This window comes from Actinomadura luzonensis (assembly GCF_022664455.2).
GTDB classification, from domain to species: domain Bacteria; phylum Actinomycetota; class Actinomycetes; order Streptosporangiales; family Streptosporangiaceae; genus Nonomuraea; species Nonomuraea luzonensis.
Genome location: NZ_JAKRKC020000001.1, coordinates 2,559,376 through 2,575,431, shown reverse-complemented (window position 1 = coordinate 2,575,431; position 16,056 = coordinate 2,559,376). Strand labels below are relative to the sequence as shown.

12 protein-coding genes are annotated in these 16,056 nt (G+C 70.3%); 2 read left to right on the top strand and 10 right to left on the bottom strand.

What is annotated here, in order from left to right:
• Nucleotides 1-133: 133 nt before the first annotated feature.
• Nucleotides 134-2,452 carry a sodium-translocating pyrophosphatase gene (locus MF672_RS12380; RefSeq protein ID WP_242374180.1) on the bottom strand — a complete coding sequence of 773 codons (2,319 nt, stop codon included), beginning with the start codon at nucleotides 2,450-2,452 and terminating at the stop codon, nucleotides 134-136.
• Nucleotides 2,453-2,944: 492 nt separating this feature from the next.
• Here MF672_RS12380 and MF672_RS12375 point away from each other — a divergent pair, with 492 nt between their 5' ends.
• A complete protein-coding gene (locus MF672_RS12375; RefSeq protein ID WP_242374181.1) occupies nucleotides 2,945-3,457 on the top strand; it encodes a tetratricopeptide repeat protein in 513 nt (170 codons plus the stop codon).
• Nucleotides 3,458-4,192: 735 nt separating this feature from the next.
• On the opposite strand, the gene MF672_RS12370 is transcribed toward MF672_RS12375, so the two are convergent.
• Nucleotides 4,193-4,621, bottom strand: a complete 429-nt coding sequence (locus tag MF672_RS12370; RefSeq protein ID WP_242374182.1) for an ATP-binding protein — start codon at nucleotides 4,619-4,621, stop codon at nucleotides 4,193-4,195.
• A gap of 1 nt (nucleotide 4,622) precedes the next feature.
• Entirely contained in the window at nucleotides 4,623-4,973 is a 351-nt protein-coding gene (locus MF672_RS12365; protein ID WP_020542579.1) for an STAS domain-containing protein, read from the bottom strand.
• A gap of 169 nt (nucleotides 4,974-5,142) precedes the next feature.
• Between MF672_RS12365 and MF672_RS12360 the strand changes: the two genes are divergently transcribed.
• Nucleotides 5,143-7,611: a DEAD/DEAH box helicase gene (locus MF672_RS12360; RefSeq protein ID WP_507161370.1), complete on the top strand. Its 2,469-nt coding sequence runs from the start codon at nucleotides 5,143-5,145 to the stop codon at nucleotides 7,609-7,611.
• Between the two features lie 370 nt (nucleotides 7,612-7,981).
• On the opposite strand, the gene MF672_RS12355 is transcribed toward MF672_RS12360, so the two are convergent.
• From MF672_RS12355 to MF672_RS12325, 7 genes are all read right to left on the bottom strand, one after another.
• Nucleotides 7,982-9,763, bottom strand: coding sequence for a fibronectin type III domain-containing protein (locus MF672_RS12355; protein WP_242374184.1), 1,782 nt, complete (start codon nucleotides 9,761-9,763; stop codon nucleotides 7,982-7,984).
• Nucleotides 9,764-10,545: 782 nt separating this feature from the next.
• Entirely contained in the window at nucleotides 10,546-11,040 is a 495-nt protein-coding gene (locus tag MF672_RS12350) for an Rv3654c family TadE-like protein (RefSeq protein WP_242374185.1), read from the bottom strand.
• 168 nt (nucleotides 11,041-11,208) lie between these two features.
• Nucleotides 11,209-11,583: a TadE family type IV pilus minor pilin gene (locus MF672_RS12345; RefSeq protein WP_302893197.1), complete on the bottom strand. Its 375-nt coding sequence runs from the start codon at nucleotides 11,581-11,583 to the stop codon at nucleotides 11,209-11,211.
• Nucleotides 11,580-12,101: a DUF4244 domain-containing protein gene (locus MF672_RS51785; protein WP_308210482.1), complete on the bottom strand. Its 522-nt coding sequence runs from the start codon at nucleotides 12,099-12,101 to the stop codon at nucleotides 11,580-11,582. Before MF672_RS51785 ends, MF672_RS12345 begins: the two co-directional genes overlap by 4 nt.
• A gap of 196 nt (nucleotides 12,102-12,297) precedes the next feature.
• Nucleotides 12,298-12,804 (bottom strand): type II secretion system F family protein, encoded by a 507-nt coding sequence (locus MF672_RS12335; RefSeq protein WP_242374186.1) that lies wholly within the window; start codon nucleotides 12,802-12,804, stop codon nucleotides 12,298-12,300.
• Between the two features lie 1,093 nt (nucleotides 12,805-13,897).
• Entirely contained in the window at nucleotides 13,898-14,623 is a 726-nt protein-coding gene (locus MF672_RS12330; protein WP_242374187.1) for a type II secretion system F family protein, read from the bottom strand.
• Nucleotides 14,602-15,891, bottom strand: a complete 1,290-nt coding sequence (locus tag MF672_RS12325; protein WP_242374188.1) for a TadA family conjugal transfer-associated ATPase — start codon at nucleotides 15,889-15,891, stop codon at nucleotides 14,602-14,604. Before MF672_RS12325 ends, MF672_RS12330 begins: the two co-directional genes overlap by 22 nt.
• Nucleotides 15,892-16,056: the final 165 nt, after the last annotated feature.

Genomic DNA, 16,056 nt, shown 5'->3' with positions numbered 1-16,056 from the left:
TCTTCCCCCGGAATACCGCCCAAACGCCGCCTGCACCGGCCCCTTTCCTGCGAAGACGGAACGCCCGCCTCCCCGTCACGGTCACGGGGAAAGCGGGCGTTCACCACTGCCGAAGAAGGGCCGCGGCCGGGCGTCAGGACGCGACCGGCTCCTGCTTGCGGTCGTTGTTGTTGCTGGCCGGCTCGGCCGTCGCCGAGCGCCGCTTGGAGACGATGATCGCCCCGACCACGACGGCCACCGCGACCACGGTGACCCCGATCCGCAGCACCGGGTTGCCCGCGTACAGCACGACCGCGGGCGCCACCAGCAGCGCCACCAGGTTCATCACCTTGATCAGCGGGTTGATGGCCGGGCCCGCGGTGTCCTTGAACGGGTCGCCGACCGTGTCGCCGATGACCGTGGCGGCGTGCGCCTCGGAGCCCTTGCCGCCGTGGTGCCCGTCCTCGACCAGCTTCTTGGCGTTGTCCCAGGCGCCACCGGAGTTGGCCAGGAACACCGCCATCAGCGTGCCGCAGGCGATCGCGCCGGCGAGGAAGGCGCCGAGCGGCGCGTAGCCGAGCGCGAAGCCGACCGCGATCGGCGTCATGACCGCCAGCAGGCCGGGCGTGGCCAGCTCGCGCAGCGAGTCGCGGGTGCAGATGTCGACGACGCGGCCGTACTCCGGCTTCTCGGTGCCGTCCATGATGCCGGGCTTGTTGCGGAACTGGTCGCGCACCTCGAACACCACCCGCATCGCCGCCCGTCCGACGGCCATGATCGCCAGGCCGGAGAACAGGAACACCACCGCGGCGCCGATGATCAGGCCGACCAGGACGTTCGGGTTGTCGATGCTGAGGCTGAAGTTCTGGAAGATGCCGAGCGCGTTCTTGATCGCCGTGTCGGCCTGCGCCAGCTCGGTCTCGACCGCCGTGCGGAAGGCGCCGAACAGCGCGGTGGCCGCCAGCACCGCCGTGGCGATCGCGATGCCCTTGGTGATCGCCTTGGTGGTGTTGCCGACCGCGTCGAGGCTGGTCAGGACGCGCGCGCCCTCGCCGTCGATGTCGCCCGACATCTCCGCGATGCCCTGGGCGTTGTCGGAGACCGGCCCGAAGGTGTCCATGGAGACGATGACGCCGACCGTGGTCAGCAGGCCGGTGCCGGCCAGGGCCACCGCGAACAGCGCGAGCGTCACGTTCCCGAAGCCGAGCAGGAACGCGCCGTAGACCGCGCCGCCGATGATCAGGGCCGAGTAGACGGCGGACTCCAGGCCGACGCTGATGCCGGACAGGATGACGGTGGCGGCGCCGGTGCGCGAGCTCTCGCCGATCTCCCGTACGGGCCGGCGCGTGGTCTCGGTGAAGTAGCCGGTCAGCAGCTGGATGGCGCTGGCCAGCACCAGGCCGATGAGGACCGCGCCGATCGCGATGAGCCGCGGGTCGGCGTCGGACTGCACGCGCGAGCCGGTCAGGCCGGAGAAGTTCGACGGCAGGAACCAGAACGCCGCCGCGGTCACCAGCACCGCCGAGATGGCGGCCGAGATGAAGAAGCTGCGGTTGATCGCCGCCATGCCGCTGCGGTCGCGGTCGCGCATGCCGGTGACGAAGATGCCGATGATCGCGGTGATCACGCCGATCATGGGCACGATCAGCGGGAAGACCAGGCCCTCCTCGCCGAACGCGGCCCGGCCCAGGATGAGGCTGGCGACCAGCATGACCGCGTACGACTCGAACAGGTCGGCCGCCATGCCGGCGCAGTCGCCGACGTTGTCGCCCACGTTGTCGGCGATGGTGGCGGCGTTGCGCGGGTCGTCCTCGGGAATGCCCTGCTCGACCTTGCCCACCAGGTCGGCGCCGACGTCCGCGGCCTTGGTGAAGATGCCGCCGCCGACTCGCATGAACATCGCCAGCAGCGCCGCGCCGAAGCCGAACCCTTCGAGCACGCCCGGCGCGTTGCCCTGGTAGAGCAGCACGACGACGGCCGCGCCCAGCAGGCCGAGGCCCACCGTGAACATGCCGGCCACACCGCCGGTGCGGAACGCGATCCGCATGGCGCGCTTCTCGCCCGCCTCCTTGGCCGCGGCGGCCACGCGCACGTTCCCGCGCACGGCCAGCCACATGCCCATGAAGCCGGTCAGCGCGGAGAAGACCGCCCCGACCACGAAGAAGATCGACCGCCCGATGCGGACGTCCGTCTCCCCCGGCAACAGGAGCAACAGGAACGGGATCACGACGACGAAGATCGCCAACGTGCGGAACTGGCGGGCCAGGTAGGCGGCGGCGCCTTCCTGCACGGCTCGGGCGATGTTCTGCATGCGCTCGGTGCCCTGGCCCGCGCCCAGCACCTCCCGTACCAGACCACCTGCCACGGCCAGCGCGATGAGCGCGACCGCGGCGACCACGATCACGATGGTGAGATTGTTTCCACTCAGGGCCAGATTTGACGCTGGCTCCGCTGCCAGCATGTGCCTGCTCATGGTTCTCCTCGGCAAGACCGGTCGTCCTGCCCGGGCGGTGCTGCGCCCCTCCTCGGCGGGTGTTGCGGCACCATCCGGGTTGTGGGTGCCGCTTCCGGTTGAATCCGCTGTTCCGCCGGATCACCTTGGCCGGTGCCGGGAGTCTACGCAGGCAGTGAACGGATATGAAGGCTCCGAAGGTCACTAATTATCCGCGAGTCCAGTAAGAGCCGGTCAGGGGGGCGGTTTGCGGTCTGACACGCGGAATTTCCGTTGGTTTAGGGTCAAGACAAGGACAGGATTCGGACCGACCGAAAATGGTCTCCATCGAACGCTTGCCCGGGACCCACGACGAGCCCGTCAAGGGCGCCGCCCGCACCGGACACGCACCCGGCACGACACAGGACGGACCCTCCCCACGATTCCGGCCCCTACCAGCCCTCTTCACCACGAAGACGCCGCCCGCCGGAGAGATCGCCCGTCGAGCCCCATGACGCGCCTCAGGCTCGGAAGGTGCTCTTCCAGGAGATCAACCGGCTCATCACCTACGACGAGCGCCAGCGCATGATCCCCCGCGACCGCGACCGGCTCGCCGCCCTCCTCGCCGCAGCCCGCGCGCAGGCCCCGGCCGACCACGCCACGCTCCGCGCCCTGGGCGTCGGCATGCTGGTCCTCGGCGAGCACGAAGCCGCGATCGATCACCTCGTCCGCGCCCACGCCCTGGCCGACACCACCCGCCGGCGCATCGCCACCACCCTCAACCTGGCCGACGCCCACCGTTACGCGGGCGACCCGGCAACCGCGGAGCCGTTGTGCCGCGCGATGCTCACCCTCGCCAGGGCAGAGGCGCCCGAGCTGGTGTCCTTCACGCTCCAGCACCTCGGCAAGACCCTCACCGACCTGAACCGTCCCGGCGAAGCCCGCGAGGCGTTGCGGGAGGCACTGGATCTGCGCCTGGCCTCGGGCGACCCCGACCTGATCGCCGGCACCCGGGCAGCCCTGCGACTCCTGGATCACGGCCCTTGACCGTCGGCCCTCCCCACGACCCTCAACCTGGGCCTTCGGCTTTCGGCTCTCGGCACGACCCTCGACCCAGGCCCTCGATCGTCGGCCCTCCCCAGACCCCCAACCTGGGGCCCTCGGCTCTCGGCACGGCCCTCGACCCAGGCCCTCGATCGTCGGCCTGCCCCAGACCCTCGACCCAGGCCCTTGACCGTCGGCCCTCCCCACGACCCTCAACCTGGGCCTTCGGCTTTCGGCTCTCGGCACGACCCTCGACCCAGGCCCTCGATCGTCGGCCCTCCCCAGACCCCCAACCTGGGGCCCTCGGCTCTCGGCACGGCCCTCGACCCAGGCCCTCGATCGTCGGCCTGCCCCAGACCCTCGACCCAGGCCCTTGACCGTCGGCCCTCCCCAGACCCCCAACCTGGGGCCCTCGGCTCTCGGCACGGCCCTCAACCGAGGCCCTCGATCGTCGGCCCTCGGCTCCCGGCACGGCTCTCGACAGCGCGGGACGCTCCCGGTCGGCGGCGCAGATTCCCCGGTCGTCACGGGGTCCGGCACGCCAGCGGGTTCGCTTCACCACGGCAGCCGGTGCCTGTGCGCCGTTGCGGCGGCCGGCCCTGTGCGGGTCAGAGGGCGTCCCCCTGGAGGCCCCCCGCCATGGTCGGCGGGTGGCGCCAGGGTGGCTTGCCGTACAAGGAGGGAAAAAGGGGTTTCAGGCGCCCGCGAAGCGGGGCGCCCGAAAGCGGCGGGGCACCCTCAGTGCCTGGGGATCCCGTTGGAGGCGGGCCAGCTCATCCGGATGTCGGTGCCCTTGGGTGTGGGGAACACCTCGACGTCGTCGGCCAGCCCGGAGATCACCGCGAGGCCGAACCCCGTCATGAACGAGTCGGAGAGCATGCCCAGGTCGAGCGGCTGCTCCTGGTGGATCTCGTCGCTGGGGGCCTGGTCACTGACCGTGACCTCGAACCGCCCGGAATCGTCACGTAGCTCGATGCGGATGGGCTCGCCCGGGCAGTGGGCGCGGTGCGCCTCGACCGCCCGGGAGCACGCCTCACCCACGGCGAGCCTGACCTCGTCCAGCAGGGACTCCTCCACGCCGGTGCGGCGGGCGATCGCCGTGGCGACCAGCCGGGCGGTGCGCACGTGCGCGGGGAGGGCGCTGAACGTCAGCTCGACGGTAGCCATGCTACTTGTCTTTGCCGTGAGCTTCCTTGGCCTCGTCGACCGAAGCGTAGATCCCGAAGACCTTGGTCAGACCGGTGATCCGGAAGATCTTGAGGATGCGCTCCTGGGTGCAGACGAGCTCCAGGGAGCCGTCGTGCGCCCGGACCCGCTTGAGCCCGCCGACCAGGACGCCAAGACCCGTCGAGTCGAGGAAGTCGACCTTCTCCATGTTGACGAGAAGGTGGAAGTTGCCCTTGTTCACCAGGTCGATGAGGAGCTCACGCAATCTCGGCGCCGTGTAGACATCGATCTCACCCTCGACCTCGACGATGGTGAGTCGGTCCTCGTTGTGGTGATCCAACTTCAGATCCACAGATCCTCCAGCGCCTCGCCTGCGAAAGTACTCTTGCCGGCCTGGCAATCTGGAGCGTGGCCCCAGACTGTCCGACCCTGACGCGCGGCATTCAACCACGTGCCTGGCTTGTGTCTATACGAAATCACGATTCCCGGCGACTTTGCCCACTGATGCAAGACTGGAAACAGTGACTTCCTCCGCATCCTCCCCACAACGAGCAGGTCCACTCCTCCGCCATCTGCTCGGTGTTCCCGCACGTCATGAGCGCGTCACCCATGTGGAGCATGTTCCAGCACGTCAGGCGGGTCAAGCCCGTTGGCCTGATTGGGCGCCGGACGTCCTGGTTACGCGCTTGGCGAACCGCGGGGTGACAGGACTCTGGCCTCACCAGTACGAGGCCGCCGACCTGGCTTTCCGTGGCCGAAACGTGATCATCTCAACGGGCACGGCGTCGGGCAAGTCCCTGGCGTACCTGACCCCGGCGGTCGCCTCCTGTCTCGACGGCGGCACGGTCCTGTACCTGACGCCGACCAAGGCCCTGGCCGCCGACCAGCTCCGCGGGCTGCGGGAGCTGCGCATCACGCAGGTGCGCGCGGCCACGTTCGACGGCGACACGCCGTTCGAGGAGCGCACCTGGGTACGCCAGCACGCCAACTACGTCCTGACGAACCCCGACATGCTCCACCGGAGCATCCTGCCCAGGCACGCGCAGTGGTCGTCGTTCTTCCGCCGGCTGCGCATGGTCGTCGTGGACGAGTGCCACGGCTACCGCGGCGTCTTCGGCTCCCACGTCGCCCAGATCCTGCGCCGCCTGCGCCGGGCGTGCGCCCGGTACGGCTCGACGCCCACGTTCCTGCTCGCCTCGGCGACGGCCAGCGAGCCCGGCGCGTTCGCCATGAGGCTGACGGGGCTTGAGATGGACGAGGTGACCGTGGACGCCTCTCCCAAGGGTTCCACCACGGTCGCGCTGTGGGAGCCGCCCCTGACCGAGCTACGGGGCGAGGGAGGGGCACCTGTGCGCAGGACGGCCACGGCGGAGGCCGCCGACCTCCTCGCCGACCTCGTGCTCGCCGACGTCCGCACGCTGGCCTTCGTCCGGTCGCGGCGCGGCGCGGAGACGGTCGCACTGACCGCCCGCGCGAAACTCGCCGACGTCGCCTTCTCCATGCCGTACACGGGCCCGGGCCCCAACGCCGTCGCCCCTGCGGACGCCGCCCCTCCCGCCGACGTCGACAACCTCGCCTCCTCCTCCTCCACCACCGGCACCGGCACCGGCAACCCGGCGAACCCCCTCTCCTGGGCCCTCCCCGACCTGAAGGACCTCACCGACCTCCCCAACAAGATCGCCGCCTACCGGGCCGGCTACCTCGCCGAGGACCGCCGCGTCCTGGAGAAGGCGCTCCGCGACGGCACCCTCATGGGCCTGGCCACCACCAACGCCCTCGAACTCGGCGTCGACGTCTCCGGCCTCGACGCCGTCCTGATCGCGGGCTGGCCCGGCACCCGCGCCTCGCTCTGGCAGCAGGCGGGCCGGGCGGGCCGCGACGGCCAGGACGCCCTGGCCGTCCTGATCGCCAGGGACGACCCTCTGGACACCTACCTGGTCCACCACCCGGAGGCCCTGTTCGGCCGGCCGGTGGAGGCGATCGTCCTGGACCCCGACAATCCGTACGTCCTGGGCCCCCACCTGTGCGCCGCGGCCGCCGAGATCCCGCTGACCGAGGCCGACCTGCCGATCTTCGGCCCGACGACGGCCGACGTCCTCGACGACCTGGTCCGCCGTAACCTGCTGCGCAGACGCCCGGCGGGCTGGTTCTGGACCAGGCGCGAGCGGGCCACCGACCTCGCCGACATCCGCGGCGGCGGCGGTGCCCCCATCCAGGTGGTGGAGGCGTCCACCGGCCGTCTCCTGGGCAGCGTGGACGAGCCCTCCGCCCACACCACCGTCCACACGGGCGCGGTCTACCTGCACCAGGGCGAGACGTTCCTCGTGGAACTCCTCGACCTGGAGGCCGGCGTGGCCCTGGTCACGGCCGCCGACCCGGACTACTCGACCTTCGCCCGCGACATCACCGACATCTCCATCCTGGGCACCCAGCGCTCCCAGCCGCTGGGCCCCGGAACCCTGCACTTCGGCGAGGTGGAGGTCACCAGGCAGGTGGTCTCCTACCTCAAGCGGCGCCTCCAGTCGGGCGAGATGCTCGGCGACGAACCCCTCGACCTGCCGCCGCGCACCCTCCGCACCCGAGCCGTCTGGTGGACCCTCCCCGCCTCGGCCGTGGCCCCCCTCGCGGAGGCGGGCATCGACCTCGGCGGCGCGGCCCACGCCGCCGAACACGCCTCCATCGGCCTCCTCCCCCTGTTCGCCACCTGCGACCGCTGGGACATCGGCGGCGTCTCCACGGAGCTGCACGCCGACACGGGCCTGCTCACGGTCTTCGTGTACGACGGCCACGAGGGCGGCGCCGGCTTCGCCGAACGCGGCTACGCCCGGGCGCACGACTGGCTGACGGCCACCCGCGAGGCGATCACCTCCTGCGAGTGCGAGCGCGGCTGCCCGTCCTGCATCCAGTCCCCCAAGTGCGGCAACGGCAACGAACCCCTGCACAAGCGAGGCGCCATCCAACTCCTGAACACCCTGCTCACCCCCGGCTGACCGCCCCCGAGATCCCCGCCGCCCTTCAAGGCCGCCCACCAGCCCGGCCGCCCGCACCACCGGTTCTCAGGGCTCCCGATCAGCCACCCGAACCAGCCCCGCCGCCCCGGCCCACCCCAAGACCCCGCCCACCCGGAAACCCTGACCCAATCCGAGACCCCGGCCCACCCGGAGACCCTGACCCAATCCGACCGAAACCCCGGCCCAACCCGAGACCCCGGCCCAATCCAAAACCCCGGCCCAACCCGAAACCCCGGCTCAACCCGAGACCCCGGCTCAGCCCGAAACCCCGGCCCAACCCGACACTCCCGCTCAGCCCAAGACCCTGGCCCAGCCACGTCGGACCGAGCCTGGCCGGGCCACCCTGCTCCTAGCTGAGTCCGTCCTGGTGTCGTCGCCTTGCGGAAGCGGTCTTTCCAGCCCCAGCCCCAGCCTCCGCCCCAGCCCGAGTCCCGTTTCCCTTTCCGTTTGCGGTCCCGTCGGCGTTCCCGATCTCGCCCTTCCCCTCGTCATCCGGCGCCCAGAAGTCCAGCGCACCCGGCAACGGCCGCTCCCAGAACCCGCTGTCCTCCATCGACCTGGGCGAAGGCGGCAGGTAGTCGTCCCACCGCTCCTCGATCCGCACCGCAGGCTGCGGCGGCACCGCCTCGGACGGCTCCGACACGTCGATCACCGCCGAGCTGGGCAACGCGATCCGCACCGGCTCCTGCCGCCCCTCACGTCCGTCCTTGCCAGGCCGCTCGGCTGCGTCGCCCGGCCCCTCACTCGCACCAAGCGGCAGCCTCTCGGGCTCATCCACCCGACGCCCTCCGACCGCCGGCTCAACCCGCCCGGCCCCCTGCCCCCTACCGCCCGGCGCCTCTCCCCGCGCTGGGTTCTCCCTCTCCGCCTGCGGCATCCGCGTCTTGGCCACCGCGAGGATCACCGTAGGTCTACGTCGAGAAGCCGCAGCTCCCGCCCCGGTTCCCGCCCCGGCCAGGGCGCCAGCCCCCGCGCCGGCGGACGTCGCCACATCACCGGCGGCGCCTCGTAACCCTTCCGCCCCCGCCGCAAGCCCGGCCGCAGCCTCCGTCCGCAGCCCCACGGCAGCACCCGTCCCCGAAGGGCTCCCCGCACCCGAGGCCGCCACCGGCTGAGCTCCCAACGCCGGTGCGCGCCCGCCACCGCCCTCACCGGCCAACGCCCGCCGCCGAGCCCACGCCCCGGCATGCGCACCGAGCAGCAGCAACAACAGCCCACCGGCGACATACAGCCCGTACTGCCCGACGTTCCCCAACGCGGACTCGCCCGCCTGCGCCTTCACCCCGTCGACCTGCACGGTCGCACTGTCCTTGCCGTCACCGTCCCGGCCGTTGCCGGCCCCGTCGCCCTCGCCGGTCGCCCTGTTGTCCCCGTCCCCGGCGCCGCCCGACGGCGTCAGCCCACCGTCCTCGCCCTGCCGGGCATCGGCGGACGGAATGGGCAGATTGCCCTCTGCGTCCGTGTCTGGCATCGCCGGGGCCTTGGCCGTCGCCTTGGGCTTGTGGACGGTCGCCTGGCTCGACGGCAGAGTCTGCTTCTTGGCGGGCAACGTCGGCAGCGGATCGACCTTCTTGGTTTCCTTCGACACCTTCGGCGGCGTCTGCTGCGTCCTGTCCACTTCCTTCTTCGGCTGGGCGGCGGGCGGAGCAGGCACGCTGACGTAGGCGGCGCCGGACTCGCCGGACCCGACCGTCCCTCCGTCCCCGTCGCTCCTGAACGCCTTGACCGTGAATCCCACCTTCTGCCCCGCCGCCTTGGCCGGCACCGCCAGCACCGCCTTGCACGACCCGCCCGAGCACGCGCTGTCCGCGGACAGCCGCCCCACGACCCCCGACTGCGTGTTGGAGACCTGGTACGCCTGCAGGTCGGGTTCGGCGCCCTTGCTCCAGGTCACGACGACCTTGCTGGTGCCCTGGAGGTTGGCCTCCACGTTGCTCGGGGTGTCGGCGGGCCGTCGCAGCTTGAAGGTGACGCTGTCGTACCTGGTGCCGGTGATCTCGCCCTTGAGGGTGACGGTGAAGGTGCCGTTCGGCGCGTTGCCGGTGTCGAACGTCCCGGAGATCGTCTGGTTGGCGCCCCCGCCTGCCACCTTCTGGGACGAGGTCGAGGGACCGTCGACGTACAGCCCCATGCGCAGCTGCATGAGCCCCGTACGCGCGGAGACGGTCACCGACGACCCGGAGACGACCTGGCCGTCCGACGGCGAAGTGATCTGCCCGGAGGAGCTGCTTCCCGCCGTCACGGCCGCATGAGCTGATCCACCGAACACCATGGATCCCACCGCGACGATCCCCGCGGCCGCCACTCTGCCAACTACCGTCACGACGCTTCCCTCCATCGAGAGCCTCGCGCCGCCCGGCCGCCCCGTCGGGGGCGCTCCGTGCGACGACCGGAAGTGCAGTCCGCCCGGCGATACGGTCACCGACCGCCCCCGGCCCCGCACCCTAGCGACTCCGTTCCGGCTCTCCCAGACCCTTCGTCACGAACGGCATGGACCGAGGGTAAGCGGAACGTTACGTGAGCAACCAGACTCTTGGACACCGAGTCCAAGAAGTCGTGACTCGATTGCGACCTAGCCTCACAAGCCCCAGAGCCACCGCCATTTCAGGTCTGAACGCGACGCTCGTTCGCGCCTTCCCTGAACGACCCCCGGAACCTCGACCCACCCCAGCCGTCTCACCACACGACCAGAACGTGAGCGTCGTCAGCCCTGCACTGCCGGAAAGTCCCGGCGCGCGAGATTCCCTCGGGATCGTGACGACGCCTAATCCTCCGAAGCGATTCAGCGCCGCCGACGCGAGCGCGTCGGCCCCCGCCTCCCCGTGACCGAGGAACGTGAAGGGTTGCGCCCGATCACCGGGAGCACGTCGGCGACCGCGCTGCGGGCCTCCCTGCGAGCTGCGTAGGCACCGGTCACGTCACCGGCCCCGCACGCGCTCTGCCCTTGACGGTGCGTGCGCCGCCGATCGGTAGCGAGATCGACAACGAGGTCCAGACATCGGCCACCTCGTCCTTGATCTCACATCGAGTCAGTTCGACCCCGTTCTCGACCGCCAACGCACCGGCCCTGGCGCACGCCTCCTGCGGATCGAGCAGCGCCAGCCGGGCCGCGGCCAGAGCGCTCAGATCGGCCGCGCTGTTAACCCGGTAGCGGGCAACCCGTACGGTGCCCACGATGGCGAAAGCCGTGGCCACAGCCATGAGAAGCCCCATCAGAGCCACGCCCCACAAAGTGGCCGATCCCCGTTCACCACCGACCGCCCGTACGCCTGGCTCGTCCAATTGCAACTGGTGATGCTCGAATGCCGCGACTTCTCCTCGCCACCACAAACGCTTTTCCTGACGCGACCTACGGTTCGTCGGCTCTGGCGTATGAGGGTTGATTCCGTCTCTCGATACTTCGCTCACTTGCTCTTCCCTTTCGCGAAGGGCTGTTGCAGCGGCCGGGTCCTCTTCCTGCTAGCTGCGACCATGGGACGGTGGCGTCTCAGCACGGTGCGAAGTGACTCGCATGAGCGCGCATCATCCGTCCCATGGTCCTCACGGCATCAATAATCAGGAGGGTCAGATACTGTGTTATGGCTCTGTGTCTGCTGTCGCCGACGCGGATACACGCACGGCCGGTAGTACAGAACCCCATGCCGGCCGTACTTGAACCGCGATTTCGACGGTCGTCTTCTCCGTGTCGCGACTTACCTCTACTTGGGCGTCTGGGCGCGTGGCAGACCGGGCTTCAATTCGTACCTCGTCCAACGACTCGCCCCTCGCGGCGGCGCGGGCTGCCGTGCGGGCCGCGTCCACGCATTGCAGTTGGACTGCGACCGCTTGGATGGCCCACAGGGCAGCGGCCAGGACGATCATGAGCGCCGGCAGCACCGCGGCCGTCTCGGCGGTCACCGACCCTCGCGTCGACGGCCTGCCCTGCAGGAGCCGCTTGGGGCGGGGAGTCATGCGCTGGTGTTCAGAGCGCGGCTGATGATGCCGGACAGGAGTTCTTGGATCTCCGTACTGCTCACGATCTTCATGAGAAGGGCGGCGAAAGCGCAGGCGGCGATGGTTCCGACGGCGTATTCGGCTGTGGACATACCGCGTTCGCGGTTCCTGCTCGCGTAGTACAGCCACCTGTTGTAGCGATGACGAGGCTGGGGATGCGCCGCTTGACGGCTGTCAGCGGGAACAGCGGTAGCGGCTCCGCGCGGCTTCTCGGGATGCGGGGCTTTGGGTTCGATCTTCGATTGCGCGGTGATCGGAAATTCGCTGATACGCGTCGGCTTTGCCTCTGCCCGGCTCTTCTTCTTGATGACGTGGCCCGGCTTCGCGGCCTGCTGGTAAGAGAGGTTACTGATTGCGATTCGCGGCATATCGCTGTGGCTGGACTGCCGGCTTCCGGAGTCGGACGGCGGAATGACCGTGGTGGTTCCTTCTGGGGCGGCGCTGATGGTGTCTGGCGTGGTGGCGGGACTGTGCATCGTGCCTCCAGGTGCTCGGTGGAGCCGGGCTTTCCGGCTGACTGGGTCCTAGCTTCGCTGGATGCGGACAGGCCGTAGTCGCCGAGCGGCGTTCTGTGGATAACGGGGACGTTGAGTTCCGGCAGGGCGAGAATGCGGAGGCGCGATATAAGGATGCGGGGTTAGGCAGCGAAACGGGTAAGCGGTGTGAGGCCGGTCAAGGGAGGACGATTGCCGAGGCGAGGCCGGCAACTACCGGGATGATGCCCAGGAGGACGAACGCCGGGAGAAAGCACAGGCCCAGAGGAGCCACTGCTTTCACGCCGACGCGCCTCGCTGCTGCCGCGGCGGACGCTCTCGCTGCTTCGCGCGCGTCGTCGGCGAGGCGGGTCAGGGCGTCGGCCACGGGGGTGCCGCTCTGGGTTGCCCTGATCATGGTGCGGGAGAGTTGGCCCAGCGCGGGGTCCTGAGCTAAGAGGGCCCAGGTGGGCTCTGGGTCTGCGCCGAGGCGGAGCTGACTGCTCACCCAGGTCAAGCATTGGCCGAGAGGGCCGCCTATGGCGTTGGCGGCGATCTCGGTGGCGGAGCTGACGGGGCGGCCCGCGAGAAGACAGGCGGTCATCAGGTCGGTGGCGAACGGGAGGTCGGCGAGGATCCGTCGGCGGTCGTGTTGTGTCTTTGTCGGTTGTTTCTTGTGCAGGTAGAAGCCTGTGGCGGGGGTCATCAGGAGGCCGGCGAGGACGCCTAGGGCGCCGCCGAGCAGTACGGCGATCAGTAGGCCGGTGGCTGTGGCTGTGATGATCGTTCTGCGGGTTATGGGTGGACGAGGTTGGGCGTCGGGGGGATTGAGCCAGGTCGGGGGTGGCTGTGCACCGCGGAGAGGACGTGCGGCTGAATCGGAGGGGGAAGGTTGGGGGGTCGCCGGGGGCAGCAGGCCTTTTGCGGTCTCGGAGGGGGTGGGAGGGCGCAGGCGGGCTAGGCGATCTTGTGGAGTGCGCCATGGCAACCAGAGCCACGTGGCTAGGGCGATGCACAGGGCGGAGAGCAGTTGGGGCATGGGTTGTCGTCCCGATAGGTAGGGCGTTGGGGGGTTGGTGGCGGGCGGGCTTGGCACAGTGAGGGGGGCGGCGCAGAGGCACGGCCCAACGGGAACGACCAGCAGAAAGCAGACGGCGGGTACGGCCCAGCGCGGGACCTGTCGGCTGGGGACTCGCCCGGCTGGGGCCCGCACGGCTAGGCACCCGCCCGGCTGGGCACCCGCGCGGTGAGAACGGCCCAGCGCAGAAGACGGCCCCGACGGGACGGACCAGCGGGGCCCAACAACAACGGGCACGACTCAGCGCGAGGACCACTTAGCTCGGGTTCAGTAGGAGGGCGCGGCGCGAGGACGGTCCGATGAGAGACCGTCGCTTGTTGGACGGCCCAGTTGGAGGCGGCCCAGGTCGGGGCGATCCAGATGGAGTCGATCCAGGTCGGCGTGGTCCAGGTCGGGGCGATCCAGATGGAGTCGGTCCATGTCGGGGTGGTCCAAGTCGGGGTGATCCAAGTCGGGGTGATCCAAGTCGGGGTGATCCAAGTCGGGGTGATCCAAGTCGGGGTGGTCCAAGTCGGGGTGGTCCAAGTCGGGGTGGTCCAAGTCGGGGTGGTCCAAGTCGGGGTGGTCCAAGTCGGGGTGGTCCAAGTCGGGGCGGTGTGATGTAGGCGGCGTTGGGGCGCGAGGCGGCGAAGGCCGTGCGGTGGGTGATGGACGAGGTGGTGGCGCGCAGCAGTTCGGGGCGGTAGTGGCGGTTAGGGATGCGGTTCGGTGGTCTGGTAGGTCAGGGGTCGGCTGTGGTGGATAGGCGGTTGGTCCACCAGAGGCCGCAGGCGTTCAGAGCTGTGCCTGTGGTCAGGCAGGCGAGCCCGGGGAGGCTGCCGAAGAGGAAGTTCAGGGGGTGCATGTTGAGGGCGGCGGCCATGAGGAGGCCGAGCACGGGGAGGACGGCGAGCATTCTGGCCGTGGTGCGGGGGCCGGCCAGTTGGGCTGCGACGTCCTGGCGGTGCATCTGGGCTGTCCGTAACGTGGCGGCGACCCGTTCGGTCAGGGCTGCCAGGGCAGCTCCCGCGGTGAGGCTCACCTGCCAGCAGGCAGCCAGGTGGCATAAGCCTTCGCCGCCCTGTTGAGGGGCTGCGGTCCTCAAGGCTGCTGGGACGTCACCGCCGTCCCTGGCCGCGGCGAGAACCGGGCGGAGGACGTCCGCGTCGGGGAAGCTGACGGCCGGAATCGCTCTGGTCAGGGCCTCGCCTGGGGTGCGGCCTGTGGATAGTTCGGCGGTGAGTGCCTGGCACAGCTCGATGGAGGCCAGGCGCCAGGCCTCGGCGCGGCGTTTCGGGCTCTGCGGGGTGAGGAGGAGATCGAGGAGTTTGCGGCGTTGGGTGGTGACTTTTGGGGTGCGGCTCCGGGTCGTCAGCTTGGCGAGACGGGTTGTGGCGGCGGTGGGAGTTGTCCACAGCCAGAGGGCGCAGGCTGTGGACAACGCGGCTAGCCAGGCGGCGGGAGGCAAGGTTGGTTCTCCTTCCGGTCATGAGTTTTCGGGGTCCTGTGCTGTGGCGGGCAGTGCGTTGTCGGGGGGTGCGGGGCGATTTGCACGGCGCTGGCGAGGGCTTCGTAGCCAGGGCCGGGATGTGTGGCGCCGGACGGGTCGAAGGTCAGGGCCGGGAGTGATTCGACGAAGCCTGTGGATGTTCTGGTGAGCAGGCAGATCTCGGCGATGCGGCGACGGCCGTCGTGGCGGTCGCGCGTCAGGTGGATGACGGCGTCGAGCGCTGCTGCCAACTGGCTGTGGACGGCCTCGCGGCTCAGCCCGGCGGCGCAGCCCAGTGCCTCCAGGCGAGGGGGGACGTCGGCGGCGGTGTTCGCGTGCAGCGTGCCGCAGCCGCCCTCGTGGCCGGTGTTCAGGGCGGCAAGAAGGTCCACAACCTCGGCGCCTCGGACCTCGCCGACCACGAGACGGTCCGGACGCATGCGGAGTGCCTGACGTACCAGGTCGCGAAGGCCCACACCTCCGACGCCTTCGAGGTTCGGCGGGCGGGTTTCGAGGCGGACCACGTGAGGGTGGAGAGGGCGTAGTTCGGCGGAGTCCTCGACGAGGAGGAGGCGTTCGCCGGGATCGGCCAGCGAGAGCAGGGCCGAGAGGAGGGTCGTCTTGCCGGTGCCGGTGCCGCCGGTCACCAGGAAGGCCAGCCTGGCGGTGACCATGGCCGTGAGGATCGCGACGGCCGGCTGCGCGACCGTTCCCGCTGTGGTCAGGTCGTGCAGGGTGAACGCGCGGCGTGGCGGCAGGCGCAGGGACAGGCAGGTGCCTTCCGGGGCTATGGGCGGGAGCACGGCGTGGAGGCGTACGCCGCCGGTGAGCCGGGCGTCCACGTACGGGGAGGCGTCATCGAGGCGTCTCCCCGCCGTGGCGGCGAGACGCTGGGCCAGGCGGCGGACGGCGGCGTCGTCGGTGAACCGGGTCGATGTGCGGCTGAGGCCGCTGCCGTCGTCCACCCATACCTCGTCGGGGCCGTTGACCAGGACGTCTGTGACGTCGGGGCGGGCGAGGAGCGGCTCCAGGGGGCCGGCGCCGATCAGGTCCGCGCAGAGGGCCCGGGCGACGGCGAGGATCTCGGCGTCGCCGTAGACCGCTCTCTCGGCTCTCAGGGCGACGGCGACTTGGGCGGGGGTGGGCTCGGTGCCGGTGCGGGCGAGGCGGACGCGGACGGCTTCGACGAGTTCTGGGGACACGCTTGGGGTTGGGGTTGGGGTTGGGGTTGGGGCTGTGGCGGTCATGGAGGGACCAGTCGTCTGGGGATGGATATGGGGCTCTGAGGCATCGGGATCGGGATCGGGATCGGGATCTGAGGGTTGCGGCATTCGGAGGGGTGGGGGGGTTGGGGCCGCGGGGTTGGGGCCGCGGGATTGGGCTACGGGCTGGGACTGCGGGGGTTCGCTGCG

Excerpts from the sequence above, each read along its gene's own strand:
- MF672_RS12380 (WP_242374180.1), bottom strand. The coding sequence starts at position 2,452 with ATGAGCAGGCACATGCTGGCAGCGGAGCCAGCGTCAAATCTGGCCCTG.
- MF672_RS12370 (WP_242374182.1), bottom strand. The coding sequence starts at position 4,621 with ATGGCTACCGTCGAGCTGACGTTCAGCGCCCTCCCCGCGCACGTGCGC.
- MF672_RS12355 (WP_242374184.1), bottom strand. The coding sequence starts at position 9,763 with ATGGGGCTGTACGTCGACGGTCCCTCGACCTCGTCCCAGAAGGTGGCA.
- MF672_RS12345 (WP_302893197.1), bottom strand. The coding sequence starts at position 11,583 with ATGACTCCCCGCCCCAAGCGGCTCCTGCAGGGCAGGCCGTCGACGCGA.
- MF672_RS51785 (WP_308210482.1), bottom strand. The coding sequence starts at position 12,101 with ATGCACAGTCCCGCCACCACGCCAGACACCATCAGCGCCGCCCCAGAA.
- MF672_RS12335 (WP_242374186.1), bottom strand. The coding sequence starts at position 12,804 with ATGACCCCCGCCACAGGCTTCTACCTGCACAAGAAACAACCGACAAAG.
- MF672_RS12325 (WP_242374188.1), bottom strand. The coding sequence starts at position 15,891 with ATGACCGCCACAGCCCCAACCCCAACCCCAACCCCAACCCCAAGCGTG.